This window comes from uncultured Sulfitobacter sp. (assembly GCF_947499945.1).
In the GTDB taxonomy this organism is placed as follows: Bacteria; Pseudomonadota; Alphaproteobacteria; order Rhodobacterales; family Rhodobacteraceae; genus Sulfitobacter.
This window is the reverse complement of record NZ_CANMQD010000001.1, coordinates 1650507-1674049: the sequence shown is the minus strand read 5'-3', so window position 1 is coordinate 1674049 and position 23543 is coordinate 1650507. Positions and strand designations below refer to the sequence as shown.

General features: G+C 50.7%; 25 protein-coding genes. 15 read left to right on the top strand and 10 right to left on the bottom strand.

The features are described 5' to 3' along the window. The first annotated feature begins 18 nt into the window (after positions 1-18). Genes Q0775_RS08350 through Q0775_RS08335 form a run of 4 tightly spaced genes read left to right on the top strand, consistent with a single transcriptional unit; the run spans position 19 to position 3459 of the window. The gene (locus Q0775_RS08350) at positions 19-918 is read left to right on the top strand and encodes a metal ABC transporter substrate-binding protein (protein ID WP_298859184.1); all 900 of its coding nucleotides are present in this window, start codon (positions 19-21) and stop codon (positions 916-918) included. After that, positions 915-1778 carry a manganese/iron ABC transporter ATP-binding protein gene (locus Q0775_RS08345; protein ID WP_298859183.1) on the top strand — a complete coding sequence of 288 codons (864 nt, stop codon included), beginning with the start codon at positions 915-917 and terminating at the stop codon, positions 1776-1778. Before Q0775_RS08350 ends, Q0775_RS08345 begins: the two co-directional genes overlap by 4 nt. Further along, a complete protein-coding gene (locus Q0775_RS08340) occupies positions 1778-2629 on the top strand; it encodes a metal ABC transporter permease (protein ID WP_298860003.1) in 852 nt (283 codons plus the stop codon). Before Q0775_RS08345 ends, Q0775_RS08340 begins: the two co-directional genes overlap by 1 nt. Next, on the top strand, positions 2626-3459 hold the full coding sequence (locus Q0775_RS08335) for a metal ABC transporter permease (RefSeq protein WP_298859182.1): 834 nt from the start codon (positions 2626-2628) through the stop codon (positions 3457-3459). The genes Q0775_RS08340 and Q0775_RS08335 overlap by 4 nt, the downstream gene beginning before the upstream one ends. On the opposite strand, the gene Q0775_RS08330 is transcribed toward Q0775_RS08335, so the two are convergent. The 3 genes from Q0775_RS08330 to pncA are packed head-to-tail and all read right to left on the bottom strand — an operon-like array spanning position 3456 to position 6306. Beyond that, a complete protein-coding gene (locus Q0775_RS08330) occupies positions 3456-4364 on the bottom strand; it encodes an aminotransferase class IV (protein WP_298859181.1) in 909 nt (302 codons plus the stop codon). The genes Q0775_RS08335 and Q0775_RS08330 overlap by 4 nt on opposite strands. After that, the gene (gene pncB / locus Q0775_RS08325) at positions 4361-5653 is read right to left on the bottom strand and encodes a nicotinate phosphoribosyltransferase (RefSeq protein ID WP_298859179.1); all 1293 of its coding nucleotides are present in this window, start codon (positions 5651-5653) and stop codon (positions 4361-4363) included. The genes Q0775_RS08330 and pncB overlap by 4 nt, the downstream gene beginning before the upstream one ends. A 59-nt stretch (positions 5654-5712) precedes the next feature. After that, positions 5713-6306 (bottom strand): bifunctional nicotinamidase/pyrazinamidase, encoded by a 594-nt coding sequence (gene pncA / locus Q0775_RS08320; RefSeq protein ID WP_298859177.1) that lies wholly within the window; start codon positions 6304-6306, stop codon positions 5713-5715. A 92-nt stretch (positions 6307-6398) separates the two neighbouring features. On the opposite strand from pncA, the gene Q0775_RS08315 reads away from it, so the two are divergent. After that, on the top strand, positions 6399-7289 hold the full coding sequence (locus Q0775_RS08315) for a rhodanese-related sulfurtransferase (RefSeq protein ID WP_298859175.1): 891 nt from the start codon (positions 6399-6401) through the stop codon (positions 7287-7289). 1 nt (position 7290) lies between these two features. Here Q0775_RS08315 and Q0775_RS19970 read toward each other — a convergent pair whose 3' ends face one another. Continuing rightward, a complete protein-coding gene (locus tag Q0775_RS19970; RefSeq protein WP_366863312.1) occupies positions 7291-7599 on the bottom strand; it encodes a hypothetical protein in 309 nt (102 codons plus the stop codon). A 15-nt stretch (positions 7600-7614) separates the two neighbouring features. Next, positions 7615-8523 (bottom strand): MFS transporter, encoded by a 909-nt coding sequence (locus tag Q0775_RS08310; RefSeq protein WP_366863310.1) that lies wholly within the window; start codon positions 8521-8523, stop codon positions 7615-7617. Between the two features lie 94 nt (positions 8524-8617). Here Q0775_RS08310 and Q0775_RS08305 point away from each other — a divergent pair, with 94 nt between their 5' ends. The 5 genes from Q0775_RS08305 to Q0775_RS08285 all read left to right on the top strand — a co-directional run bounded on the left by Q0775_RS08305 (position 8618) and on the right by Q0775_RS08285 (position 14465). Then, entirely contained in the window at positions 8618-9448 is an 831-nt protein-coding gene (locus Q0775_RS08305) for a flagellar motor protein MotB (protein WP_298859173.1), read from the top strand. Between the two features lie 99 nt (positions 9449-9547). Further along, positions 9548-10849 (top strand): flagellar hook protein FlgE, encoded by a 1302-nt coding sequence (locus Q0775_RS08300; RefSeq protein ID WP_298859171.1) that lies wholly within the window; start codon positions 9548-9550, stop codon positions 10847-10849. Positions 10850-10907: 58 nt separating this feature from the next. Further along, on the top strand, positions 10908-12350 hold the full coding sequence (gene flgK / locus Q0775_RS08295; protein WP_298859169.1) for a flagellar hook-associated protein FlgK: 1443 nt from the start codon (positions 10908-10910) through the stop codon (positions 12348-12350). A 43-nt stretch (positions 12351-12393) separates the two neighbouring features. Beyond that, a complete protein-coding gene (locus Q0775_RS08290) occupies positions 12394-13356 on the top strand; it encodes a flagellin (RefSeq protein WP_298859167.1) in 963 nt (320 codons plus the stop codon). Beyond that, positions 13353-14465, top strand: a complete 1113-nt coding sequence (locus Q0775_RS08285) for a flagellar basal body P-ring protein FlgI (RefSeq protein ID WP_298859165.1) — start codon at positions 13353-13355, stop codon at positions 14463-14465. Before Q0775_RS08290 ends, Q0775_RS08285 begins: the two co-directional genes overlap by 4 nt. Before the next feature lie 9 nt (positions 14466-14474). Here Q0775_RS08285 and Q0775_RS08280 read toward each other — a convergent pair whose 3' ends face one another. From Q0775_RS08280 to fliF, 5 genes are all read right to left on the bottom strand, one after another. Beyond that, the gene (locus Q0775_RS08280) at positions 14475-15146 is read right to left on the bottom strand and encodes a hypothetical protein (RefSeq protein ID WP_298859163.1); all 672 of its coding nucleotides are present in this window, start codon (positions 15144-15146) and stop codon (positions 14475-14477) included. Between the two features lie 125 nt (positions 15147-15271). Next, positions 15272-16006, bottom strand: coding sequence for a flagellar type III secretion system pore protein FliP (gene fliP / locus Q0775_RS08275; RefSeq protein WP_298859161.1), 735 nt, complete (start codon positions 16004-16006; stop codon positions 15272-15274). Further along, positions 16006-16290, bottom strand: coding sequence for a FliM/FliN family flagellar motor C-terminal domain-containing protein (locus tag Q0775_RS08270; protein ID WP_298859159.1), 285 nt, complete (start codon positions 16288-16290; stop codon positions 16006-16008). Before Q0775_RS08270 ends, fliP begins: the two co-directional genes overlap by 1 nt. Further along, positions 16283-16888 (bottom strand): hypothetical protein, encoded by a 606-nt coding sequence (locus Q0775_RS08265; RefSeq protein WP_298859157.1) that lies wholly within the window; start codon positions 16886-16888, stop codon positions 16283-16285. Before Q0775_RS08265 ends, Q0775_RS08270 begins: the two co-directional genes overlap by 8 nt. Then, the gene (fliF, locus tag Q0775_RS08260; protein ID WP_298860001.1) at positions 16885-18507 is read right to left on the bottom strand and encodes a flagellar basal-body MS-ring/collar protein FliF; all 1623 of its coding nucleotides are present in this window, start codon (positions 18505-18507) and stop codon (positions 16885-16887) included. The genes Q0775_RS08265 and fliF overlap by 4 nt, the downstream gene beginning before the upstream one ends. 122 nt (positions 18508-18629) lie before the next feature. Here fliF and Q0775_RS08255 point away from each other — a divergent pair, with 122 nt between their 5' ends. The 5 genes from Q0775_RS08255 to Q0775_RS08235 all read left to right on the top strand — a co-directional run bounded on the left by Q0775_RS08255 (position 18630) and on the right by Q0775_RS08235 (position 23385). Continuing rightward, a complete protein-coding gene (locus tag Q0775_RS08255) occupies positions 18630-19124 on the top strand; it encodes a flagellar basal body-associated FliL family protein (RefSeq protein WP_298859155.1) in 495 nt (164 codons plus the stop codon). Positions 19125-19135: 11 nt separating this feature from the next. Further along, positions 19136-19525 (top strand): hypothetical protein, encoded by a 390-nt coding sequence (locus Q0775_RS08250; protein WP_298859153.1) that lies wholly within the window; start codon positions 19136-19138, stop codon positions 19523-19525. Between the two features lie 11 nt (positions 19526-19536). Continuing rightward, on the top strand, positions 19537-20172 hold the full coding sequence (locus Q0775_RS08245; RefSeq protein WP_298859151.1) for a hypothetical protein: 636 nt from the start codon (positions 19537-19539) through the stop codon (positions 20170-20172). A 67-nt stretch (positions 20173-20239) separates the two neighbouring features. Continuing rightward, positions 20240-21109, top strand: coding sequence for a flagellar motor stator protein MotA (gene motA, locus Q0775_RS08240; protein WP_298859149.1), 870 nt, complete (start codon positions 20240-20242; stop codon positions 21107-21109). Continuing rightward, complete coding sequence (locus Q0775_RS08235; RefSeq protein WP_298859147.1) at positions 21106-23385, top strand: hypothetical protein; 2280 nt, start codon at positions 21106-21108, stop codon at positions 23383-23385. Before motA ends, Q0775_RS08235 begins: the two co-directional genes overlap by 4 nt. The last annotated feature ends 158 nt before the right edge of the window (positions 23386-23543 follow it).

Sequence of the window (23543 nt, the reverse complement as noted above, 5' to 3'; positions counted from 1 at the left end):
AAGAGGATCAATCCGACCATGTCCAAGTTTGCCAATTCTGTGAAAATTTTTGCGACCACTTCCATCCTCACGCTGGCTGGTACCGCTACAATCGCAGGAGAGAAGTTCAAAGCTGTAACAACCTTTACCGTCATAGCGGATATGGCGCGTAATGTGGCGGGCGATGCAGCTATCGTGGAAAGCATCACGAAACCCGGTGCAGAAATCCACGGCTACTCTCCTACGCCGCGCGATATTATCCGTGCTCAGGACGCTGACCTCATTCTTTGGAACGGTCTGAACCTTGAGCTATGGTTCGAGCAGTTTCTGTCAAATTTGCGAAATGTTCCTTCTGCCACCCTCACCGACGGAATTGAGCCGATAAGTATTTCAGAAGGCGAATATGACGGCAAACCCAATCCGCATGCGTGGATGGGGCTGACCAATGCCTTGATCTACGTCGACAACATCCGCGACGCATTTGTTTTGCATGATCCAGACAATGCGGATGTCTACCGCGCCAATGCCGAAACCTATAAGGCGCAAATTTCCGAAGCGATTGCGCCTTTGCGTGCTGCCATTCTGGCACTTCCCGAAGATCAACGCTGGCTGTCAACATGCGAGGGTGCATTCAGCTATCTCATACGTGATTTCGGGATGAGGGAGCTTTATCTCTGGCCGATGAATGCCGACCAACAAGGCACACCGCAACAGGTACGCAAAGTAATTGATACGGTGCGCGAAAATGACATTCCTGCGGTATTCTGCGAATCCACGGTGTCGCAAGCTCCTGCACAGCAGGTCGCGCGGGAGACTGACGCGGAATATGGTGGTATCCTCTATGTAGACAGCCTGACCGAAGCAGATGGCCTTGTGGCAAGCTATCTCGACCTCTTGCGCGTCACATCCGAGACAATAGTAAGAGGGTTGACCAAATGAGTGAGGGGATATCTGCACGTGATGTAACCGTGACTTACCGCAACGGGCATACCGCCCTGCGCAATGCGACATTTGACGTACCACGGGGGACGATCACCGCACTTGTCGGTGTAAATGGGGCAGGAAAATCGACCCTATTCAAGGCAATTATGGGGTTCGTGCCCGCTGCTAAGGGTGAGATCACCGTTCTTGGTCTCCCTGTTAAAGAAGCGCTCAAGCGCAATATCGTGGCCTATGTTCCCCAGTCTGAAGAGGTTGACTGGTCTTTTCCCGTGCTGGTTGAGGATGTGGTGATGATGGGCCGATACGGCCACATGGGATTTTTTCGCCGACCTAAAGCAGCTGATCACGCGGCGGTCAGCAATGCATTAAAGCGCGTCAACATGTCCGACTTTCGCCACCGCCAGATCGGCGAGTTGTCAGGCGGTCAGCGCAAGCGTGTATTTCTTGCCCGCGCCTTGGCCCAAGAAGGTCAGGTGATCCTGTTGGACGAGCCGTTTACAGGTGTCGATGTTCAAACCGAAGATCAAATTATCGACTTGCTGCGCGAGATGCGCGATGAGGGGCGCGTGATGCTTGTCTCGACCCATAACCTAGGGTCGGTGCCAGAGTTTTGCGACCGCACCGTTTTGGTCAAGGAAACCATCATCGCCTATGGCACGACCGAACAGACATTTACCCATGACAATCTGGAATTGGCGTTTGGGGGCGTGCTTCGCCACTTTGTGATAGGTGGATCGGACCTGCATGACGATGACGATGCACGCTCCATCCGCGTCATTACCGATGATGAACGTCCGTTCGTTGTTTATGCGGACGAGACGCAAAAGGGCGAACCGGAAAAGGAAGACGTCAAGTGATGGAGACGCTCCTGCTGCCGTTCACCTACGGCTATATGTTCAACGCCATGTGGGTTAGCGCACTAGTGGGCGGCGTATGCGCTTTCCTGTCTGCTTACCTCATGCTCAAAGGCTGGTCCCTAATTGGCGACGCGCTCAGCCATTCCATCGTGCCCGGTGTGGCAGGAGCCTATATGCTGGGCCTACCCTTTGCTCTGGGAGCCTTTGCCGCCGGAGGATTGGCCGCTGGTGCAATGCTGTTTCTCAATCAACGTTCGGGCCTCAAGGAGGATACGATCATCGGCCTGATCTTTACCTCATTCTTCGGGTTGGGCCTGTTCATGGTGTCACTGTCACCCACGTCCGTTTCGGTCCAGACGATCACCATGGGCAATATTCTTGCGATCACCCCATCCGACACACTGCAACTGGCGATCATCGGCTTTGTCACATTGGCAGTGCTCTTGGCGAAGTGGAAGGATCTTATGGTGACCTTCTTTGACGAAAACCATGCGCGGTCGATCGGGTTAAAACCTGACCTGCTCAAGGTAATTTTCTTTATGCTGCTGTCGGCGTCCTGTGTCGCCGCCTTGCAAACTGTTGGTGCATTTCTGGTGATTGCGATGGTGGTGACACCGGGTGCCACCGCCTATTTGCTGACCGACCGCTTTCCACGCCTGTTGATTGTGAGTGTCGCCATCGGTGCGCTGACATCCTTCTTTGGTGCCTACCTCAGCTTCTTTGTAGATGGTGCTACTGGCGGTATCATCGTGAGTTTACAAACCGTGATCTTCCTGACCGCCTTTGTCTTTGCGCCCAAACATGGATACCTCGCCGCGCGGCGCAAGGCGCGCGAGGCATTACGCCCATGATAGAGACATTGCTCCAACCGTTCCAATTTCCGTTTATGCAAAACGCGTTTTTCATCATGCTAATGATCTCCGTGCCGACCAGTTTGCTATCCTGCTATCTGGTTCTCAAAGGATGGTCCCTGATGGGTGACGCGATTAGCCACGCGGTCCTGCCCGGTGTGGTGGCGGCCTATGTTCTGGGCATTCCCCTCATCATCGGTGCGTTTTGTGCGGGCATGTTCTGTGCGCTGGCGACAGGATTCCTATCTGAGAACAGCCGCGTGAAACAGGACACTGTTATGGGCATCGTGTTCTCTGGCATGTTCGGATTTGGCATCGTGATGTACACCAAGATAAGCACCGATATGCACCTCGATCATATCCTGTTTGGCAACATGCTTGGCGTAGGGAGTGAGGATTTGTGGACGGCGGGGCTGATCTCATTGTTCGTCGCTGTCATTATCATCGCCAAGCAGCGCGATCTGATGCTGCACGCCTTTGATCCAGTTCAGGCACAGGCGGTAGGTCTTCGCGTTGGTTGGCTACACTACGGGTTACTGGCGCTGATTTCATTGACGATTGTGGCAACACTTTCGGCGGTAGGGATTATCCTGTCCATTGGCCTGCTTATCGCCCCTGGAGCGATTGCGTTTCTACTGACCCAGCAGTTTTCGCGTATGCTGCCTATTGCGGTTGGAGTGACCATGATCTCTGGCGTAATAGGCGTCTATGCCAGCTTCTTTTTGGACAGCGCACCCGCGCCGACGATCATTTTGATCCTCACTGCGATATTCATCGCTGCGTTTATCCGCTCTGGTATCGTAACGCGCCGTGCATCCGCCAAGGGCTAACGCGCGATGTTCTTTGCAATAGCCTGCTTATAAAGCTGCCTGATCCGCTCCGTCACGGGGCGGGCTCCATCGCCGATAGGCTTGCCGTCAATCTCGGACACCAGCGTCTGGGCACCAAATGTGCCAGTTAGAAACGCCTCATCCGCACCGATCGCTTCATAGAGCGAGTAGTTTTTTTCGAATACTGGGATGCCATCGGCACGGCACAAATCAATCACCTTCTGCCGCGTGACACCATTCATGCAGTAATCGCCCGATGAGGTCCAAACCTCGCCGCGCCGCACAATGAAAAAATTGCAAGCGTTGGTGGTGTTCACAAATCCATGCGGATCGAGCATCAGTGCCTCGTCTGCGCCTGCTTGCTCGGCCTGAAGGCAGGCGATCACGCAGTTCAGCTTGGAATGGCTGTTATATTTTGCATCTTGCGACATGGGCAAGCCGCGCACTTGTGGAACAGTGGCAAGGCGGATGCCTTTATCGCTGAGCGTGGCGACAGGTTTGGAATGTTCCATAATAATCACCAGCGTCGGGCCGGATCGCGAGAGCGAGGGGTGCTGGAACGGTTTTACTTTTACGCCGCGTGTCAGCATCAGACGGCAGTGCACATCGCTGGTCATGTTATTGGCCTCTGCTGTCATGCGCAGAGCCTCCGCAATGCCCGCCTTATCCATTCCCACATCAAGCGAAACCGCTTTGCAGGAATTAAAGAAGCGGTCCATATGCTCATCAAAAAATGCCCAGACGCCATTATAGAGTCGCATCCCTTCCCACATGCCATCCCCCAAAAGGAAGCCGCTGTCATAGACCGAGACCGTCGCCTCGGCACGAGGTTTCAAATCACCGTTGACGTAGATCAGGATGTCCTGATTACGGGCGTCTTCATTCGCCTCGTGTGTCGTGGTCATACCACCACCTCCTGTGCGGTCTGCTCACCCATATCGAAAACCCGTTTGTAGCGCTCAATCTCATCCGCTGGTCCCATCGCCTTATTCGGATTGTCGGAAAGTTTCACAGTTGGTGATCCATTCGCACTCACCGCTTTGCAGACAAGGCTGAAGGGGGCGAGAGCATCGTCGGGCACAAGATTTCGGAAATCATTGGTGAGCAGTGTACCCCATCCAAACGATATCGCAGTCTTGCCCGCAAATTGCGTATGCAGTTCCTTGATCTTGGCCACGTCGAGGCCATCGCTGAAAATAACGCGCTTTTCGCGAGGATCTTCACCACGCGACTTCCACCAGTCAATCGCTTGCTGTGCTGCTGTCGCAGGGTCGCCACTATCGATGCGAATGCCAGTCCAACCTGCCAGCCAGTCAGGCGCGTTGTCGAGGAACCCCTGAGACCCGTAGGTGTCAGGCAAGATGATACGCAGGTTGCCCTCATGCTCGTCATGCCAGTCCTCAAGCACCTTGTAAGGCGCTTGGAAAAGTTCTTCGTCAGTCTTGGCCAAGGCGGCATAAACCATTGGCAATTCATGGGCATTGGTGCCTATGGCCTCGAGCTCACGCTTCATGGCGATCTTACAGTTAGACGTACCAGTAAATTTCGCGCCCAAGCCTTCATTCATCGCCTGCACGCACCAATCCTGCCAGAGGAAGCTGTGGCGGCGACGCGTGCCGAAGTCGGCAATCGATAGATCAGGTACATCGCGCAGCGCCTCTACCTTTTCCCACACACGGGTCATGGCGCGGGCATAGAGCACCTGAAGTTCAAACTTCTCCATGTTGCCTAAAACGGCACGCCCGCGAAGCTCCATCAGAACGGCCAGTGCAGGAATTTCCCAAAGCATGACCTCATGCCATTTACCCTCGAATGTCAGCTCGTACTGATCGCCCTTCCGCTCAAGGTGATAGGGCGGCAGACGCAGGTTCTCGAACCACTCCATAAAATCAGAGCGAAACATCTGGCGCTTGCCATAGAAGGTATTGCCTCGCAGCCATGTGGACTCGCCACGGCTAAGGCTTAGCGTACGGATATGGTCGAGTTGCTCACGCAGCTCTCCCTCGTCAATCAGCTTGGCCAGCGGGATATGCTTGGACCGATTGATCAGACTGAACGTAACTTTCGTATCCGGTTTGTTGCGGAAAATGGACTGGCACATCAACAGCTTGTAAAAGTCCGTATCGATGAGCGACCGAACAATCGGGTCGATCCTCCATTTGTGGTTCCAAACGCGGGTGGCGATATCAACCATTGTGCAATCTCCCTTAGGCCGTCGTTTTTGTGGCCTATGCCGCGTTAGGGGGCAAGTGGTTAGTCTACAGCGACGCCAGCACCCGCCATTGCATTTGTTGCCTCAGTTAGCGATCCATTCAGATCAATCGCACGGCAAAGCTCGGTGCGGACATGCGTTTTGAAGCCAAGCTGCGCAGCATCCACAGCGGAAAAGTTCACACAGAAATCAAGCGCGAGGCCAACCAATGTCACCTCTTTTATGCCTCGTGTCCGCAAGTAGCCCTCAAGACCCGTTGGCGTCTTATGGTCATTCTCGAAAAAGGCCGAGTAGCTATCGATTGCCGGATTATATCCTTTTCGGATGATCAAGTCGGCACAATCAGTCTTTAACAAAGGGTGAAATGCAGCTCCCTCGGTCCCTTGGGTGCAGTGATCAGGCCACAAAACCTGAGCACCGTAGGGCATCTCGATCATGTCATAGGGTGCTTTGCCATCATGCACGGAGGCAAAAGAGGAATGGCCAGCAGGATGCCAATCCTGCGTCAGAATCACTGCATCAAACTGGCCCATGAAAGCATTAATGCCCGCGACAATCTCGTCACCACCCGCAACAGCAAGCGCACCGCCGGGGCAAAAATCGTTTTGAACGTCGATAACAAGGAGTGCGTGCATAGGATTAACTTTCTGCCTGAATTCATCTTGGGACCAGTTTTAACCCACGGCCCTCTTGCGCAACAACCCCTACGCGGCCTATTTGGCATCCCATGTATACCATTGCCGCCCTTTACCACTTTGCCCGCTTTGATGATCCCGTCAGGATGAAGCCTCCGTTGCTCAAGTTTTGCTTGGAGCATCAGATCACTGGTACCCTTCTGTTGGCACGCGAAGGGATTAACGGCACCATCGCAGGACCGTCGCAAACGGCGGTTGATACTGTTCTCACTTATCTACGTGCGCTGCCCGGTTGTTCAGGTCTGGAGCACAAGATTTCACATGCGGAAAAGCCGCCCTTCGGCAAGATGAAGGTTAAGATCAAACGTGAGATCGTGACTATGGGTCAGCCCGATGTGGACCCGACCACCAGCGTCGGTAATTATGTCGACCCTGCCGATTGGAATGACCTGATAACCCGCGACGATGTCGCAGTGATCGACACCCGTAACGACTATGAAGTTGCAATTGGCACGTTTGATGGGGCGATTGACCCACAAACCGCCAGCTTTGGCGAGTTTCCCGCGTGGTGGGAAGCGAACAAGGACCGTTTTCACAACAAGAAGATTGCGATGTTCTGCACAGGCGGGATTCGCTGTGAGAAATCCACCAACTACTTGTTGGGTCAAGGGGTCGAAGATGTGTTCCACCTAAAAGGCGGAATCCTGAAATACCTCGAAGAAGTGCCTGCTGCGCAGAGCACTTGGACCGGTTCATGCTTTGTTTTTGATAACCGGGTGAGTGTGGAGCATGGGCTGAAACCCGGTCCACATCTGTTGTGCCATGGCTGCCGTCGGCCAATCCTGCCGTCTGATACGGAACGTGCGGGCTATGAGGCGGGCGTAAGCTGTCACCACTGCGTAAATGAGACCGCAGAAGATGATAAAAACCGCTTTCGCGAGCGGCAAAAGCAGATGGTTCTGGCAAAACGGCGAAAGTGGTAACTTAGGCCAATGCGGTATTTGGCATGCGTGGGCGGCTACGCGAAATTAGCCAGAGGACGATTGCGATGTTCATTCCATTCCAAACGATCCCATTAACGAAGGCGAGCATGTACGATCCACTCAGGTCATAGATTACTCCCGAAAGCCAACCGCCCAGCGCCATGCCCATGATCGTCGCCATCATGACGAAGCCGACACGCGCACCCGCCTCTTTGGCTGGCATGTATTCCCGCACGATGAGCGTATAGCTGGGCACAATCTCACCTTGGCTAAGGCCAAAGATCATAATCACCAAATAGAGCGAAATCATTCCGCCCGCTGGCAGTTACAGAAAAAGAGCCAAACATTGCAAAATTGAGCCGACCAGCAATGTGCGCACGCCCCCTAAGCGATCAGCAAGCAGCCCTGATACGATGCGGGAAGCAACGCCACCCAACAACATTAGCGAGAGCATTTGCGCGCCCACAGCAGGGCCGTACCCGAGGCCCACACAGAGCGCTACGATATGGACCTGTGGCATCGACATCGCAACACAGCACCCGATACCTGCAAGCCCTAACAGATATTGCAAGCCACTCGATGAAAGGCCTGCCGACTTTGCGTTAAACACAGAGGCTTGTTCGGCCGCAGCATTTAACTTATCGGGAAGCCTGCTCCGGAGGGCGAGCGCAAGTGGAACAACGACAGCAAGCGTCACAACAGCCATGACCAGATAGACTGCACGCCACCCGCAATCTTGCAGCACATTGGCCAGCAGGATGGGCCATATCGCACCCGATAGAAAGTTCCCCGATGCCGTTATGGCTACTGCGAAACCACGACGTTGCACGAACCAGTGCGAGATATCTGCTATTAAAGGTCCAAACCCAATCGTCGAGGCAAAACCGACCAAAAGCTGTGCCAACGAAAGCATGAGCAGTGACCCTGACATAGTTGCAAGGAGGTAGCCCAGCGCCGTTAGAAACGCCGCTATAATGGGTGACAGCATAGCGGCAAACTGGTCCGCGGCGCGGCCCATCACATAGTTCCCCGTCCCGAACCCGATCATCGTATGGGTATAGGGAAGCGAGGCCATGGCACGGCTGCCGCTATATTCTGCCTCTACGGCAGGCATGATCACAATAATCGCCCACATGCCTGCGTTGAGCACTGTTCCGATCAGGAGAGTAAGCGCGAGGCGGCTCCATGAATATCGACTATCGGTGATCTGGACGGGAATTGCCGCCTTTTGCAAGATTTACCTTTTGATAACCAAAGCTTTAGGCATTAGCCGTTTGCTAACTCCTCCTCCGCTACTCCTGAACTCGGGTGAACAAAAGGGGGTCGGTATGAGTGCGCAAGCAAATGTCAGACCAATCATTATAAAGAAGAAAAAGATCATCAAAGGTGGTGGGCATCATGGTGGTGCATGGAAAGTTGCGTATGCCGACTTTGTAACTGCAATGATGGCATTTTTTATGTTGATGTGGCTCTTGAACGCGACCACAGAGCAGCAAAAGGCAGGGTTGGCCGACTATTTCACACCAACGATTCCGATCGTTCAATCCTCAGGCGGAGGCAATGGTGCGTTCGGCGGCGAGAGCATCTTTTCCGAACAGACCCTTACCAAAAATGGTACTGGCGCTTCGGTCAGCCGCGTCTCTGCAGAAGATAAAGCGCTTGGTGAAACTATTGGTGACACAGATGGCCAGAATGAGGTTTTCGAGAGCCTGAACGAACTTCTGTTAGGTCAGGGCGGAGAATCCGAGGTCATGGAGAATTTGCTTGAACACATCGTAACTCGCATCACCGATGAAGGTTTGGTTATTGAGGTCTATTCGCGTGACGCTCTACAGATATTTGAAAGCGACAGCGCAACACCAACATCCCTACTGCGCGACCTCGCTACGTTGATCTCGGAAATCAGCAAAACTGTAACCAATGACATCGCGATTGGTGGACATGTGCGGGCGCGGCCCCTCGTCCTGATAGACAACCCCGTGTGGGACCTGTCTCAACAACGTGCGACGCAATTGCGACTGCTCCTAGAGGATCGAGGAATTGCATCAGGACGAATTCAACGGGTAACAGGACACGCAGACCGCGAACATGTCGTTCGTGACCCTATGGCCCTGCGAAATGACAGAATCGAAATCGTGCTTCTTCGCAGCGTGCTCTGATCTAGAATATTAGACTGCATTTTATCTGTTAGCCCGACATTAAAGTGTGTCGCGCTATGCCTTGTTCCAGAACAATTGGCAGAGCAGAAAGGCGTGTCTATGACAATATCATCTTCGCTAAACGCAGGCGTTGCGGGACTTCAATCTAACGCAACACGGTTGGCTAGTATTTCCGATAACATCGCGAATTCCTCAACCTTTGGCTACCGCCGAGTCGAAACCAATTTCGAATCTATGGTAATTTCCGGCAACGGCGGGCGCTACTCGGCTGGCGGCGTACGTGCAGACACAACGCGCCAAATCGATCAAAGCGGCTCCCTTGTCGCGACATCAAACGCGACAGATCTGGCGGTACGTGGTCGCGGAATGCTACCTGTGGGGCGGGTAACCGACCTGAACGTCGGCAACGGCGACACAAACATGCTTTTGACCAGCACCGGGTCTTTTCGAACCGACGCAGAGGGATATCTCACGACATCCTCAGGACTTGTTTTGCTGGGTTGGCCGGCACAGCCCGATGGCACCATCCCGACATTTTCACGTGATACCGATGAAGGTTTGGAGCCAATCCAGATCAATGTAAACCAGCTCACTGGCGAGCCAACAACACGAATGACGCTGGGTGTTAATCTGCCTGCCACAGAGACGGTTGCGGGCAGCTTGGGTGAGGCCCAGCAGCTTGCCGTTGAATATTATGGCAATCTTGGAACTTCGGAGAGCGTAAATGTAACATTCACTCCTACAGTCCCTGCAGCGGGCGCGTCAAATCAATGGACAATGACTCTCACTGACTCGGTAGATCCTGCTGTGACTATTGGAGAATACATCCTCACGTTTGAGGATAATAGGACTGCTGGTGGTACCTTAGCGACTGTAACGACTGTATCAGGTGGTGCTTATGATCCTGCAACAGGCAATTTGATTGTAGATGTGGCGGGCGGTCCAATTGAAATCGATATTGGCGTCATCGGACAAAGCGATGCCTTGACGCAACTGTCAGATACCTTTGCACCCGTTTCTATCACCAAAGACGGCTCGCCAGTTGGGAATATGACCAGCGTGAACGTTGATAGCAATGGATACGTCCACGCTACGTTTGATACTGGCGTAACACGCACAATTTATCAGGTCCCCTTGGTCGATCTGCCCAACCCTAATGGGATGGTCGCACTTGATGGTCAAACCTATCAACCTTCTGTGGATAGCGGCTCATTCTTTCTATGGGACGCAAGTCAGGGACCTACCGGTGATATCGTCGGGTTTGCCCGTGAAGAGTCTACAACTGATGTTGCTAATGAACTCACCGCAATGATCCAGACACAACGGGCATATTCGTCAAATGCAAAGGTGATCCAGACCGTTGACGAAATGTTGCAGGAAACAACCAACATCAAACGCTAATTTAATGGCAAAGGGGAGCGGCGACCGCGCCCTCCTCAACTAAACTAAGGGGAACACCATGTCGATTACCGGAGCTATGAATGCGGCCTTCTCAGGATTGCGCGCCGCAGCGCGGGGGTCAGAACTTGTTTCGAACAATATTTCGAATGCCCTAACCCCAAATTATGGTCGGCGCGGCCTAGAACTTTCATCGCTAAACTATGGCGCTAATGGCGGCGTTCGGATCGATAGCATTACCCGCAATATGAATGAGGGTGTTATAGCCGATCTACGTCTCGCGAACGCTGCGCAACAAAACACACAGACCGCTGTTGATTTCTTTCGTCGACTTGAGGACGTGACAGGTATTGCAGGTGATCCCGAAGGATTGGGTGGCCGTCTCGCTGCATTTGAAGAAAGCCTTATCTCCGCAGCGAGTAGACCAGACTCAATCGAGCGCCTTGATATAGCTGTGACAGATGCAAAGCGACTTGCTGATGGACTTGTGCGTACTTCAAAAGAAGTACAAAGCCTGCGAACGAATGCAGACACCCAGATTGCCCAAGACGTTGCAACACTCAATACTGCGTTGGAGCAAGTTGAAAAATTAAACAGTCAAATAGCGACCTCTATTGCAAGATCAGGCGGAAGTCCCGCACTTCTGGATCAGCGCCAGTCAGTGCTGGAGGCAATCAGCAGTATCGTTCCAATCAATGTTGTTCCCCGCGACAATGGGGCAGTAGCGATATACACTGGAGGGGGTGCGATTTTGTTGGATATCACAGCCGCCGAAATTGGATTCAATCAGCAAAACCTTGTGACCGAATTCCAAACCCTTGATGCTGGAACTCTGTCAGGTTTGACCCTCAATGGGCAAGATTTACGAACCGGCGCCTTAAATGGCGGCAGTCTAGGTGGTCATTTCGCTGTTCGGGACACCTACGGCGTTGCGGCCCAGTCTCAGCTGGACGCTCTGGCCAGCGATCTAGTTACACGGTTTGATGATCCAGCACTTGATTTAACGCGTGGTGCCGGCGATCCAGGATTATTCACGGATGCTGGCAACTTGTTTGATAACGCGAATGAAGTTGGTCTGAGTAGTCGATTAGCCATCAATGTTGCAGTTGATCCAGCCGACGGCGGGGAAACGTGGCGTTTGCGCGACGGATTAGGTGCATTGATTCCGGGTCTTGCAGGAGATGCTTCTTTGCTTAACGGCTTGCGTGCTTCCCTTGAAGAGAACCGCATACCTGCATCAGGGAATTTTGGTACAGGGTCACGCAATACTGCAAGCCTGATCTCAGCGTTTTCGGGTCTTCTCGCTTCAACCCGGGGAAGTGCAGAGCAGGATATGACATTCACAGCAGCACGTTTAACTGAATTGACAGAGCTGCAACTCTCAGACGGAATCGATACCGACCAAGAGCTACAAAACCTGCTGATACTCGAACAAGCCTATGCCGCTAACGCACGCGTCATTCAGGCCGCAAATGAAATGCTTGAAACAATGACGAGGTTGTAAGATGCGCATAGGTTCTCTGGGTGATATGGCCCAATCATACGCAATGCAGTCGCGCAACGCTGCGCTAAAGCAAGACATCCAACGCCTCACTTTGGAGATCGCTTCAGGTAAAGTATCTGACGTTCGGGAGGCCATCGGAGGAAACTCTTCCTATATCAATGATATAGAGCGGAGCCTAACCAAGATGAACGGCTATGAATTAGCGACACGAGAAGCTAACCAATTTGCTGAGGGCGTCCAAATAGCACTGTCCCAAATGAGCAATCTGAATAGTGCATTTCGTGACACTCTAATTGAAACAGCCAGTTCCGCCTTGGAAGCCAGCTCCAAAACGGCTATTAGCGAGGCTAAATCTGGCCTTAGCGATCTAATCAACGTGATGAATACAAGTGTTGCAGGACGATTTATTTTTGGAGGAACAGCAACATCTTCCAATCCTGTCGCACCGTCGGAAAATCTGCTTTCCGAATTAAGTGCAGCAGTCGGATCAGCATCAACCGTCGATGATATGTTAGCCGCTGCAAAGGCCTGGTTCAATGACCCGGCTGGTTTTGAGTCTCTAGGTTATCTTGGTGCGCAAACGTCGCTAGCACCGATTTCGCTTTCCGATGACGAAACCGCACAGTTTGGACTGCGTGGTGATGACCCGGCTTTCCGCGAAATACTACAGAACTTTGCAATGATTGCGCTGGCAGATGATCCGTCTCTTGGTCTCACCTCCGCGCAACAAACTGAATTGTTCCAAAAATCAACATCAGCAGTCGTCGGCGCGACTGATAGCATTGTCGAGCTACAAGCACGGGTCGGCGTCTCTGAGAGCCGGCTTGAGACCATATTAGTAAGACAAAGCGCCGAACGTAGCGCATTAGAAATGGCGCGTAATGATATTCTGGGCTCTGATCCTTTTGAAGCCGCAACAGAACTGGAGCAAGTCCAATTTCAACTTCAAAGTTTATACGCGATCACATCCCGCATGTCACAGCTTTCACTCGTGAATTTTCTATGAGATTTTTGGGTAAAATAGTTTTGTGTTTAGGTATCGTTTTCGCTCCCTTTGAGCCGGTAGAGGCCAGCCCCGTTAGAATAAAAGACTTGGTGGATTTTGACGGGGTTCGGGGTAATGATTTGGTGGGCTATGGCCTCGTTGTCGGACTTAACGGATCTGGCGACGGGCTGCGAAATGCACCCTTTACCGAAGACATAATGACAAATATTCTTGAGCGCCTCGGTGTGAATGTAACGGGAGAACAATTTCGGCCTAAAAACGTTGCTGCCGTTCTGGTTACCGCAACACTACCCCCTTTTGCACGTGCAGGAGGACAGATCGATGTGACAGTCTCTGCTATTGGTGATGCGAAAAGCCTCTTAGGCGGAACCCTCATTATGACCCCCATGAACGCTGCAGACGGGGAAATTTACGCCGTATCACAAGGAACGATAATTGCTGGTGGCGCTACGGTAGGCGGTGATGGGGGCCAAGTCACCCAAGGCGTGCCAACTTCAGGGACAATTCCTTCTGGTGCGCGGATTGAGAGGGAAATCGAGTTTCAATTAAGTTCTCTTAGCGACTTAAGATTGGCATTACGCGAAGCGGATTTCACAACTGCTGGCAGAATAGAACAAGCCATCAACAGGGATTTTGGGCGCGGGGTAGCTGTCATGCTAGATAGTGGCACAGTACTACTCGACGTACCCGCCACTCGAATGCGATCTGTTGCCCATGCACTAGGAAGAATAGAAAATATCGAAGTGGAGCCAGAACGTAAGGCCCGCGTCGTTGTTGATCAACGCTCTGGTACGATCGTGATGGGCGAGGATGTTCGTATTTCTCGGGTGGCTGTCAGTCAAGGTAACCTGACCTTGCGTATTCAAGAAGAGCCATTAGTGGCCCAGCCAAATCCATTTGCGGTTGGCGAAACTGTTATCGTTCCACGAACCCGCGCAGCAATTGAGGAGGAACCAGGGATCGGGCTTGCAGAAATTCCTTCTGGTGCATCCCTTTCAGAAGTAATCGCAGGTCTAAATGCTCTGGGCGTATCTCCTCGTGATATGATCGATATCCTTAAGAGCATAAAAGCAGCGGGCGCGCTTCATGCCGAATTTGTTGTTCGCTAATCCTTTGGGTCAAAACAGCTTGATCTCTTTGTGAAATACCGCTGTGAGGCCAGGCCATACTCCGCATTGCGTTAACAAAAGGGCACATATTCCTGCGTGTGTAAGTTGGGCGACCGCCCAAGTTTGTACAATCAAAATAGTATCCCAGTCATCGATTACAGCAACAAAACAAAGAAAGAAAACTACTGCTACACCAAGTAAAAGATCATGAAACACACGACGGTCATTTACCTGCATCAATAAGCTCGTAGCGCCAAACAGAACTGGTGTTGACTGACCAGCAACAGCCCATATCAATACTTGCCTAAAATCGCCACTATCTGCGCCAACAAGTTTGGAAATGTGAGATTCAAGACTCAGGATCAATAGAGCGACGGCGCCACATACCATTAAATAACCCAAGTTAACCCGTGCAGCTGCTGCTTGAAAGAGTGTCTGATGACCAGAATAAACAAGCGCTAAAAGTTGGGGCCGCACCTGATAACCGAGGTATGTGGTAGCGGCCGGGATCGCTGAGGAAGCCGCACGGGCGCAAATGTACGAATAGAGAACTAAAATATCCAAAACCCATGGAACAATCAATAAATCTGCATTTCGCAATAAGAGGCGGAATGAGATACTTGAGCCCCCAACACGCAGTTGAGACATTCCACTGCTTAAGAGCCTGATCAACTTTTCCATCATCCCGTTCCCATTTAACTGTCACCCCTGACATATGGAAATAGAACTAAAGGAAAATCCTGCTCACACCTTTAACATCGCTCTCAGAAGTACCTCTAAAACGATGCTAATGAGATTTATTATGTCTAAAAGTAGCTTCTTACAAGGCTACCTGCGATGAGGGCCCAACCGTCTGCTACAACAAAAAACGCCAATTTAAATGGCAGAGACACCACCGCTGGAGGGACCATCATCATACCCATCGACATCAGAATTGCTGCTACAACTAAATCTATTATGAGAAATGGTAAATAGATCAGGAAACCAATCTGAAAAGCACGCGAAATCTCCGAAAGCATGAAACTAGGCACTAGAACGGAAAGTGGAGCATCCGGCGTGGGCTGTGCGGCTGTAGTATCTGGCCGCAGTTCGGCCATCGCAAAGAAGGTTTCAGGATCGAGGCGGCCAGCCATAAATATGCGAAACGGTTCTAATGTGAGTTTAAAGGCTGTTTCGACGTCAATTTCTTCACGTGTCAACGGACCGATTCCATTCGCCCATGCTGCGGTAAAAACTGGCTCCATTATGAAATACGTAAGAAACAGGGCAAGGCTCACAATGAGCATATTTGGCGGAGATTGCTGCAAACCAATAGCCTGACGCAAAATCGATAGAACCGTTACCAGAAAGGGAAAGCAAGTGACCATAATGGCCAGCCCCGGTGCCAAACTAAGAACCGTGATCAGTACAAACAGTTGTATCGTCCGAGCTGAAATTGAACCGTCAGCGCCCAGCGAGATCGATAGATCCTGAGCGGCAACTCCACCAGGGAGAAATATCAGAACCCCAACTGACAGGAAACCGAGCAAGAGTTTCTGCATCAGATACCCTGGCGCATATCAACAACTTCTGTCAATCGCACCATGAGTTGGCCACTAGCGGCTCCCTCCGCCTCTTCTAAGGTACCACGTGCGATAAGCTTGTCGCCAACATAAAGATCAACCGGATCATCGACCCGCCGATCCAGCGTCAGAACAGCATTTTCGCCAAGCATGACGAGGTCACGAACCAAAGGTCGTGCTTTGCCAACGCAAACGGTGACTTCAATTGGAACAGAGGTGAACGGGTTTGAGACATCCGTGGCTAAGGTCGTTTGATCAGTCATCTGGGTACTCCGATTGGGAATGGAAGTTAAAGGCGTTCATCGCGGTGATGATTTCTTGGCAAACTGCGTCCAGGTTGATCTCACGCTCAACCAGATCTAACGATATGAAAAGTTGGTGAATGTGCAGATTTTTATCAGGAGCGAGTGAGACAGGAAGTTTGAGTTCTACACCCTCCAATAAATCCTCAAGCATCGGCAAATCGTTTTCAGATACTCGTAACGTGATTTGTCCATTTGTCTGCGAGCCAGCAAGTTCGACCAACTGCTCTATAACATGCGCCCTTAGCGCCGCACTTGCAGTACGCGGCAGCAGCGCTTTCATCATTTGCTCAAACATCGGATGCAATCCACGATTCAAATGCATCAGAGCCTCCTGGTACGTAAATGACAGGTCCCTTAATGTGTGCAGTATTTCGTCTGTCACATTTTTCTGTTCAGTTTCGAAGTTCTTTTCAGCGTCAGTCCATCCAGCCTGGTAACCCTCTTCAAAAGACTGCAACTTCTGATCTTCCACACGTTCAAGGGGAACAGGGTCAGACTGTGCGCCATCGGAGTCTAAAAAACTGAAATCTGCATAACGATGTGAAATGGAGGTCATACTTTTTCCTCTTTATCCTCAAGCCATCCGCGCAGAATTTCGACTGTTTCCTCTTGCCGTTCTCCGATCATACCTCTCAATCGCGCGACGGGATCTTGGGGTTGACCGTCAACACCATTTGGCAAACCTCGTGGATCAAATCGCTCGACACCAGAAGATGCTTGTGCGTTTCCCATATCCTCTGCGTCAAACACTGCTGGTAGGTTGCCAATTGGGGTGGGATCTCCTCCGGCTTTTTCAGCGACTTCCGGCGCTGCAAGTGCAGCAACTTCTACAGGCTGCCGGCTGAGAACGGGTCGAATCACAAACAGGCCCAAGATCAGTGTGACGATGGCCAAAACAATCATTTGAATGGCGGAAAGCAGATCAAGGTCAAATTGATCCATCAAGGAAGTACTGGCTGCAGTACCAGAAGGAGCAACGCTTTGAAGAGCCATAGATTTCAGCGTAATGATATCACCCCGCTCCTCGTTAAAACCGACAGCGGAGGAGACAAGCTCTCTCAATGCCTCCATTTCTTCTGGATTTCTCGGCTCAGTAACGGGTTCACCAACGTCGTTCAGGACAGTTGATTCATTCACTAATACAGCTACCGACAGCCTCTTTATCGCACCTGGAGCACGAATGATTTCACGTTCTGTTTCGGAAACCTCATAATTGATGCGTTCACGGGTTTCACTATTTTGCGAAGTAGACTTATCGCCACCACCTGCCCCTTCTTGATCGGGTAGATTACTCGCTACTGTAACGTCTCCACCACCGGTACCTTCGGCCGTGTTTGTCCGCTCTTCTGTGTCACTACTAATTGCTACACGACCATCGGGATCAAAACTCCGCTCACGGATCGACTCACTTTCGGTAACCGTGTCGACACTTACTTCAACCACTGCATTTCCGAAGCCAACACGCGCCTCAAGCAAGCGTTGAACACGATCACGCAAAACCTGCGCCTTGTCATCACCACCAACAGTAGGAGCAGAATCTTCTGTCGCACCAATAAGCGTACCGTTTGCATCAATGACCGCCACATCCTCTGGCGATAGGCCGGCAACGGCAGAGGCAACAAGGAAACGTACCGCTTTGCCCTGTGCTTGCGAAATGCCGCCACCATTTGGTGTAAGAGACACCGATGCTTTAGGCGTCACACCACGTTGAAAAGGATTCGATCCAGTGCTTGCGATATGAACCCGTGCCATCGCAATCGCAGGATTCGCTACGATAGTTCGTGCCAACTCACCTTCTTTCGCACGCCAATACGCTGCATCAAACATTTGGCTTGTGGTCCCAAACCCAGTCAATTGATCCAAAAGCTCATATCCGCGGTTACCATTCGCTGGCAAACCCTCGCTTGCCAGCGTTAAGCGAAGTTGATCACGCTGGTTGCTATCCACAAAAATAGAGCCGCCGCGCACGTCAAATGCAACGCCACGTTGCTCAAGCGAGCGTACGACGTCGCCAGCTGCGCTACTCTCCAAACCTGCATATAATAGAGTCATACTAGGAGCGGTTGTCATGCGGGCCATTGCGAGAATCGCAAAAAACATTGCCCCAGTCGCCGCGATTACAATGAGTTGACGCTTGATACCAAGCTTCATCCAGACATTCAGGTATTGCTGCACAACTGCCTCCGTCACACCGAACGTTCTGTCCGGCTTCGTCACAACAAATGACTCATCGGGCTTAACAACCCGTTAGTGCAATGGCGTCTATATCAATTGAAGTAGCAAAGGATGGACACACCATGGCAGCTGAACAGAACACACCCGAGGAAGATCCTCCTAAAACATCAAAGATGTCTTTGATCCTTGGCCTTGTGCTGGCATTGATAGGCGGCGGTGGCGGATTCTATGCAACGTGGTCAGGCATGATTCTTGATGGCAGCGAAAAGAGCGATCATGCCGATGCCACACATAAAGATGTAGAAGATCCCTTTGCCGATATCGCGTTCGTCGAGATTGAGCCGCTGACCATTTCGGTAGATGCACAACCTCAAGACAGGCTATTGCGGTTTCGCGCCCAACTCGAAGTACCAAAAAACCATGCGGAAGATGTGACCAAACTGCTACCGCGTGTTGTTGATGTACTGAACAGTTATCTACGTGCCCTCGAACTTACGGACCTCGAAGATCAAACAGCACTAACACGTTTACGCGCGCAAATGCTGCGCCGCGTTCAAGTCGTCACAGGACAAGATCGTGTGAATGACTTTCTAATCATGGAATTTGTACTGACTTAAAGGAGCATGTGATGGACCTTATCGCAGATATTTTATTAGCGGCAGGCGCTATTGGTGCTGGCATATATTGTTTTGTTTTGGGACGCCGACTGAACCGGTTTAACGATCTTGAAAAGGGGGTCGGAGGTGCGGTCGCAGTACTATCCGCACAGGTCGATGATCTTAATCGCTCGTTGGCAGCGGCGCAGAAAACAGCCTCTGATTCAGCACATACCCTGACAGCCTTGACCACACGCGCGGAAGATATGTCTCGGCGATTAGAGCTTCAAATGGCATCGTTGCATGATATCCCAACCGCCCCACTATCTGAGCCAGAACCTGCAGTTCCTACGCCTCCGCAGTCCAGTCCTGCAGCACCTCTGTTTGCTCGACGTGCCCAGACGGCAGGAGGTACAGCATAATGTTATCCATTATGAAAAAAATACTCGTCCCTTCGGGACGCGGCTCAGTAACAGTCATTGCAATACTTCTTCTAAGCTCGGCTTCGATAAGGATGTTAACCAGCGGTAATGAAGCCTTTGCGCAGGGGGGCCAATTACCGACTACGCCGATGCCTGCCTCAGAAACGCCAGCCAGCACAGAAATCACTGCCAACAAGGCTCCTCGTACCCCCTTTTCAACATCTTCGCTGGTAGATGATGGTGAAATGTCAGCGCTCATTGCAGCGTTGACCGAACGTGAAGCGCAAATTTCTCAGCGTGAGAAAAAACTTGAAATGCGGCTACAGGCCTTATCCATCGCTGATGGCGAAATTGAGAAGCGACTCGAAACGCTCCGTGAGACGGAACAGAATCTTCGTGCCACCCTTTCGCTTGCAGATGAGGCTTCCGAAAAGGACCTACTGAACCTCACTACAGTTTACGAGAATATGAAGCCAAAGGAAGCCGCCGAATTATTCGAACAAATGGAGCCCAATTTTGCTGCTGGCTTTCTCGGACGAATGCGCCCCGAAGCTGCAGCATCTGTTTTGGCAGGTCTGTCACCTCAGGTGGCGTATTCAATTAGTGTAATTTTGGCGGGTCGCAATGCGAACGTGCCTAAAACCTAAAATTCTGCAGAGGCTTCTTTAACAATTATATGTGACGCTAATGTAAATAGGCGCATTGAGGACTGACATGATCGGTATTATCGGAATCATTACAATTTTGGTCATGGTATTTGGCGGCTACCTGCTTGCAGGTGGTAAGATGGGTATCATCCTTAAGGCACTACCTTTCGAGGCAATCATGATTTGTGGTGCTGCACTAGGCGCATTTCTGATTAGCAATGATGGCCCAGCAATCAAACACACAATGAAAGATATGGGTAAGGTTTTCAAAGGTCCAAAATGGAAGCACGAAGATTATACGGATTTGCTGTGCCTTTTATTTGAGCTTATTCGACTGGCACGGCAAAATCCCGTTGCCATAGAGGAGCACATCGAAGGTCCAGAGGACTCTTCCATTTTTACGAGATACCCTCGAATCTTAGCTGATAAAGAAGCTGTCGCACTTATTTGTGATACCTTACGGTCCGCCTCTATGAATTATGATGATCCCCATCAAGTCGAAGAAGTTCTTGAAAAACGCATTGATGCCAATCGAGAGCACGCAATGCATTCCAGCCATGCATTGCAAGTTATCGCAGATGGTCTCCCCGCACTTGGCATTGTTGCTGCCGTTCTGGGTATTATTAAAACGATGGGATCAATTGATCAGCCACCCGAAGTATTGGGAAAATTAATTGGCGGCGCCTTGGTTGGTACATTTCTAGGTGTTTTCCTTGCATATGGTTTCGTTGGACCGTTTGCCGCGAAGGTAAGTGATGTTACGAAAGACGAAGCCAATTTCTATCAGCTAATACGCGAGGTTTTAGTTGCAAACCTGCATAATCATGCAACAAACATTTGCATTGAGGTGGGGCGCCAAAACACCCCATCACATTGCCGACCAAGTTATACGGAACTTGAAGAAGCGCTCAAGGCGCTCAAGCAGGCTGTAGCATGAGAATAGATGCGATCTTATTAGCTGTGTGTGTAATCTATACAGGTGCGGCACATGCGCAAGAACTAGAGTTGCGTTCTGGCGATCATCCAACCTTCAGCAGAATCACCTTTCCGCTTCCTAATTCGCAGCCTTGGAATGCACGGCAAACGGACAAGGCTGTTGAGCTCTCTCTCCCAGGCTTTTCTGGAATCTTGAACACTGATCGTGTATTCGTTCGGATGCAGAAAAACAGAATTTCTAAAATTGGTTTCGATAATGAAAAGCTATTTCTAGAAGTGAACTGTGATTGTATCGCCAGTGCTTTTCGAGATGGTTCTTTACTGGTCATTGATGTTGCTGACAAAGGCACTGTTTTAGCTGGACCTCTGATGGAGAGTGCTATTCAAACCGCTGATAGTGCTCAACTGCGCTCTGAACAACGCCCTCAAAAACATGCGGAAGCGCTACCTTGGATTGGCGGCAACTCACCATTTGGAGTGGATGGAGGTCGCTTAGATCAATTTGCTCAAATTATGACACCGACATCTACCGTAATGAGCACAGAGCCTATTCTAGATAATCGAGCTGAACTGCTTCAAGAAGTTCACCGAAAACTTGCGCAAGAAGTCGCAAATGCAACAAGTATCGGGCTGCTAGATGGCGACATCATAACATCAAAAATCCAGAATAGAGCAAAAGACTCGTCAATGGAGTCGGAAGCATTTGAACCTGGAAATTTACCAAGAAACATTAAACCGACTTCAAAAAATATTCGATTTACCAATAGTATGGATCGTTATGTTGACGATTCATCCGCAAGACTGAACGCCACATCTACTGGACTTAAGTGCCCCGAAAATGAGCTTTTACAAATAGATATGTGGGGAGAAGAGTCCGGTTTCTCTGCTCAAATTGGAGCAGCGCGGAATGAGTTAGTAAACGCCCGAGATCGATTAAACAAGGACGCCGCAAATAATCTTACTAGAGTTTATATCTACTTTGGATTTGGTGCCGAAGCTTTAAACACGCTTGGATTAGATCCGTCATTACTTGAGGACTTTCCATATCTCGCTGATGTTGCCCGCATTCTAGAATACGGAGCATTAACTCGTCCCAACTCTCTCAGCCCATTTACAGACTGCTCGTCAAACATTGCGCTGTGGGCCGTATTGAGCTTTGATGAAATTCCCACAAACTCTATTGTAAATACCGATGCAGCCCTACTTGCACTTAACCGGCTGCCCAAACAACTACGACAGTTAGTTGCGCCGGCTTTAAGCAGTCGCCTTCTGAAGTACGGTAACGCTGCTGCTGCTAACGCAGCGATACGCAGTATTGACCGCTTGTCTGAGGCATCAGGTTCAGGATCATTAATGGCGAAAGCAGAACTGGCGATGGATGCAGGGCATTCGGCGGAACTGCTCTTAGACCAGGTTATTGGTACCAATACGACCCACTCACCAGAAGCTCTTTTGAAATTAATAAACAGTAAGCTCTCGAGAGATGAAATTATCTCTCCCGAAACAGCTACGCTGGTCGAAGCGTATGCCCAAGAATTGCGAGGAACAGAGATTGGTAACCAGTTAAGGCAAGCGCAAGTTATCGCTTTGGGGCAGTCAGGGCGGTTTACTGAGGCTTTCGATACCTTAAAGACTATTGAGCCGTCTCTATCACAAAAAACAATTGATCGTTTAAAATACACTACCCTCGACCTTCTCATTCAGAGGGGTAGTGACTTCGATTTCCTGAACTACGTATTTACATCAGATGTTTTGCGCGCCGCATCGCTACCGACACAGACAAGCCTTAAGTTGGCGACCCGTTTACTAGAACTCGGTTTTGCAGCACAAGTTCAATATGTTCTCTCTTCCATGCCCGATATCGGTCGGATGAAAGAACGCCAGGTTCTTGCTGCAAAAGCATCACTGTTACTTCGCCAACCGTTTCAGGCCCAGGCAGCACTTTTGGGGATTGAGGACCCAGAATCTGAACTCATTCTCGCTCAAGCTAAAGCGATGGCCGGGGCATACCGCGAGGCATCGGAAATTTATCTAAAGAACGATGAAACTGTCAAGTCAGCACAAGCTGCATGGCTTTCGAACGAGTGGAAAGATTTGACCCCGATAGGTACAGATAGTTTTGGTGCAGTAGCCGCTCTTTCTGTTGAACCTGAGATAGATTCCAGCTTGGGCCCGTTGGGTCGAGCAAGCCTCGCCCTTGAAGAAAGCACTTCCGCTCGGAACACGCTTCGAGAGTTGCTTAACGATCCAACTATCCAACCAGAGCCAGATTCTTGAAAAATCAATATCGGATTAGTCATAAAAAATAAACACTACTTAGTATACGCTCAAACCGAACAGTAGAACACTGTTAAGGTGAGGTATAAAATGCACCAGAGTTTACTTCTTTTTTCACCGCGTAACGCAGTCACTGAATTACGATATTTTTATGGACT

What these genes read in the sequence shown, in the direction of transcription:
- Q0775_RS08350 (WP_298859184.1), top strand. Translation starts at nt 19, where the DNA reads ATGTCCAAGTTTGCCAATTCTGTGAAAATTTTTGCGACCACTTCCATC.
- Q0775_RS08345 (WP_298859183.1), top strand. Translation starts at nt 915, where the DNA reads ATGAGTGAGGGGATATCTGCACGTGATGTAACCGTGACTTACCGCAAC.
- Q0775_RS08340 (WP_298860003.1), top strand. Translation starts at nt 1,778, where the DNA reads ATGGAGACGCTCCTGCTGCCGTTCACCTACGGCTATATGTTCAACGCC.
- Q0775_RS08335 (WP_298859182.1), top strand. Translation starts at nt 2,626, where the DNA reads ATGATAGAGACATTGCTCCAACCGTTCCAATTTCCGTTTATGCAAAAC.
- Q0775_RS08330 (WP_298859181.1), bottom strand. Translation starts at nt 4,364, where the DNA reads ATGACCACGACACACGAGGCGAATGAAGACGCCCGTAATCAGGACATC.
- pncB (WP_298859179.1), bottom strand. Translation starts at nt 5,653, where the DNA reads ATGGTTGATATCGCCACCCGCGTTTGGAACCACAAATGGAGGATCGAC.
- pncA (WP_298859177.1), bottom strand. Translation starts at nt 6,306, where the DNA reads ATGCACGCACTCCTTGTTATCGACGTTCAAAACGATTTTTGCCCCGGC.
- Q0775_RS08315 (WP_298859175.1), top strand. Translation starts at nt 6,399, where the DNA reads ATGTATACCATTGCCGCCCTTTACCACTTTGCCCGCTTTGATGATCCC.
- Q0775_RS19970 (WP_366863312.1), bottom strand. Translation starts at nt 7,599, where the DNA reads ATGATTTCGCTCTATTTGGTGATTATGATCTTTGGCCTTAGCCAAGGT.
- Q0775_RS08305 (WP_298859173.1), top strand. Translation starts at nt 8,618, where the DNA reads ATGAGTGCGCAAGCAAATGTCAGACCAATCATTATAAAGAAGAAAAAG.
- Q0775_RS08300 (WP_298859171.1), top strand. Translation starts at nt 9,548, where the DNA reads ATGACAATATCATCTTCGCTAAACGCAGGCGTTGCGGGACTTCAATCT.
- flgK (WP_298859169.1), top strand. Translation starts at nt 10,908, where the DNA reads ATGTCGATTACCGGAGCTATGAATGCGGCCTTCTCAGGATTGCGCGCC.
- Q0775_RS08290 (WP_298859167.1), top strand. Translation starts at nt 12,394, where the DNA reads ATGCAGTCGCGCAACGCTGCGCTAAAGCAAGACATCCAACGCCTCACT.
- Q0775_RS08285 (WP_298859165.1), top strand. Translation starts at nt 13,353, where the DNA reads ATGAGATTTTTGGGTAAAATAGTTTTGTGTTTAGGTATCGTTTTCGCT.
- Q0775_RS08280 (WP_298859163.1), bottom strand. Translation starts at nt 15,146, where the DNA reads ATGGAAAAGTTGATCAGGCTCTTAAGCAGTGGAATGTCTCAACTGCGT.
- fliP (WP_298859161.1), bottom strand. Translation starts at nt 16,006, where the DNA reads ATGCAGAAACTCTTGCTCGGTTTCCTGTCAGTTGGGGTTCTGATATTT.
- Q0775_RS08270 (WP_298859159.1), bottom strand. Translation starts at nt 16,290, where the DNA reads ATGACTGATCAAACGACCTTAGCCACGGATGTCTCAAACCCGTTCACC.
- Q0775_RS08265 (WP_298859157.1), bottom strand. Translation starts at nt 16,888, where the DNA reads ATGACCTCCATTTCACATCGTTATGCAGATTTCAGTTTTTTAGACTCC.
- Q0775_RS08255 (WP_298859155.1), top strand. Translation starts at nt 18,630, where the DNA reads ATGGCAGCTGAACAGAACACACCCGAGGAAGATCCTCCTAAAACATCA.
- Q0775_RS08250 (WP_298859153.1), top strand. Translation starts at nt 19,136, where the DNA reads ATGGACCTTATCGCAGATATTTTATTAGCGGCAGGCGCTATTGGTGCT.
- Q0775_RS08245 (WP_298859151.1), top strand. Translation starts at nt 19,537, where the DNA reads ATGAAAAAAATACTCGTCCCTTCGGGACGCGGCTCAGTAACAGTCATT.
- motA (WP_298859149.1), top strand. Translation starts at nt 20,240, where the DNA reads ATGATCGGTATTATCGGAATCATTACAATTTTGGTCATGGTATTTGGC.
- Q0775_RS08235 (WP_298859147.1), top strand. Translation starts at nt 21,106, where the DNA reads ATGAGAATAGATGCGATCTTATTAGCTGTGTGTGTAATCTATACAGGT.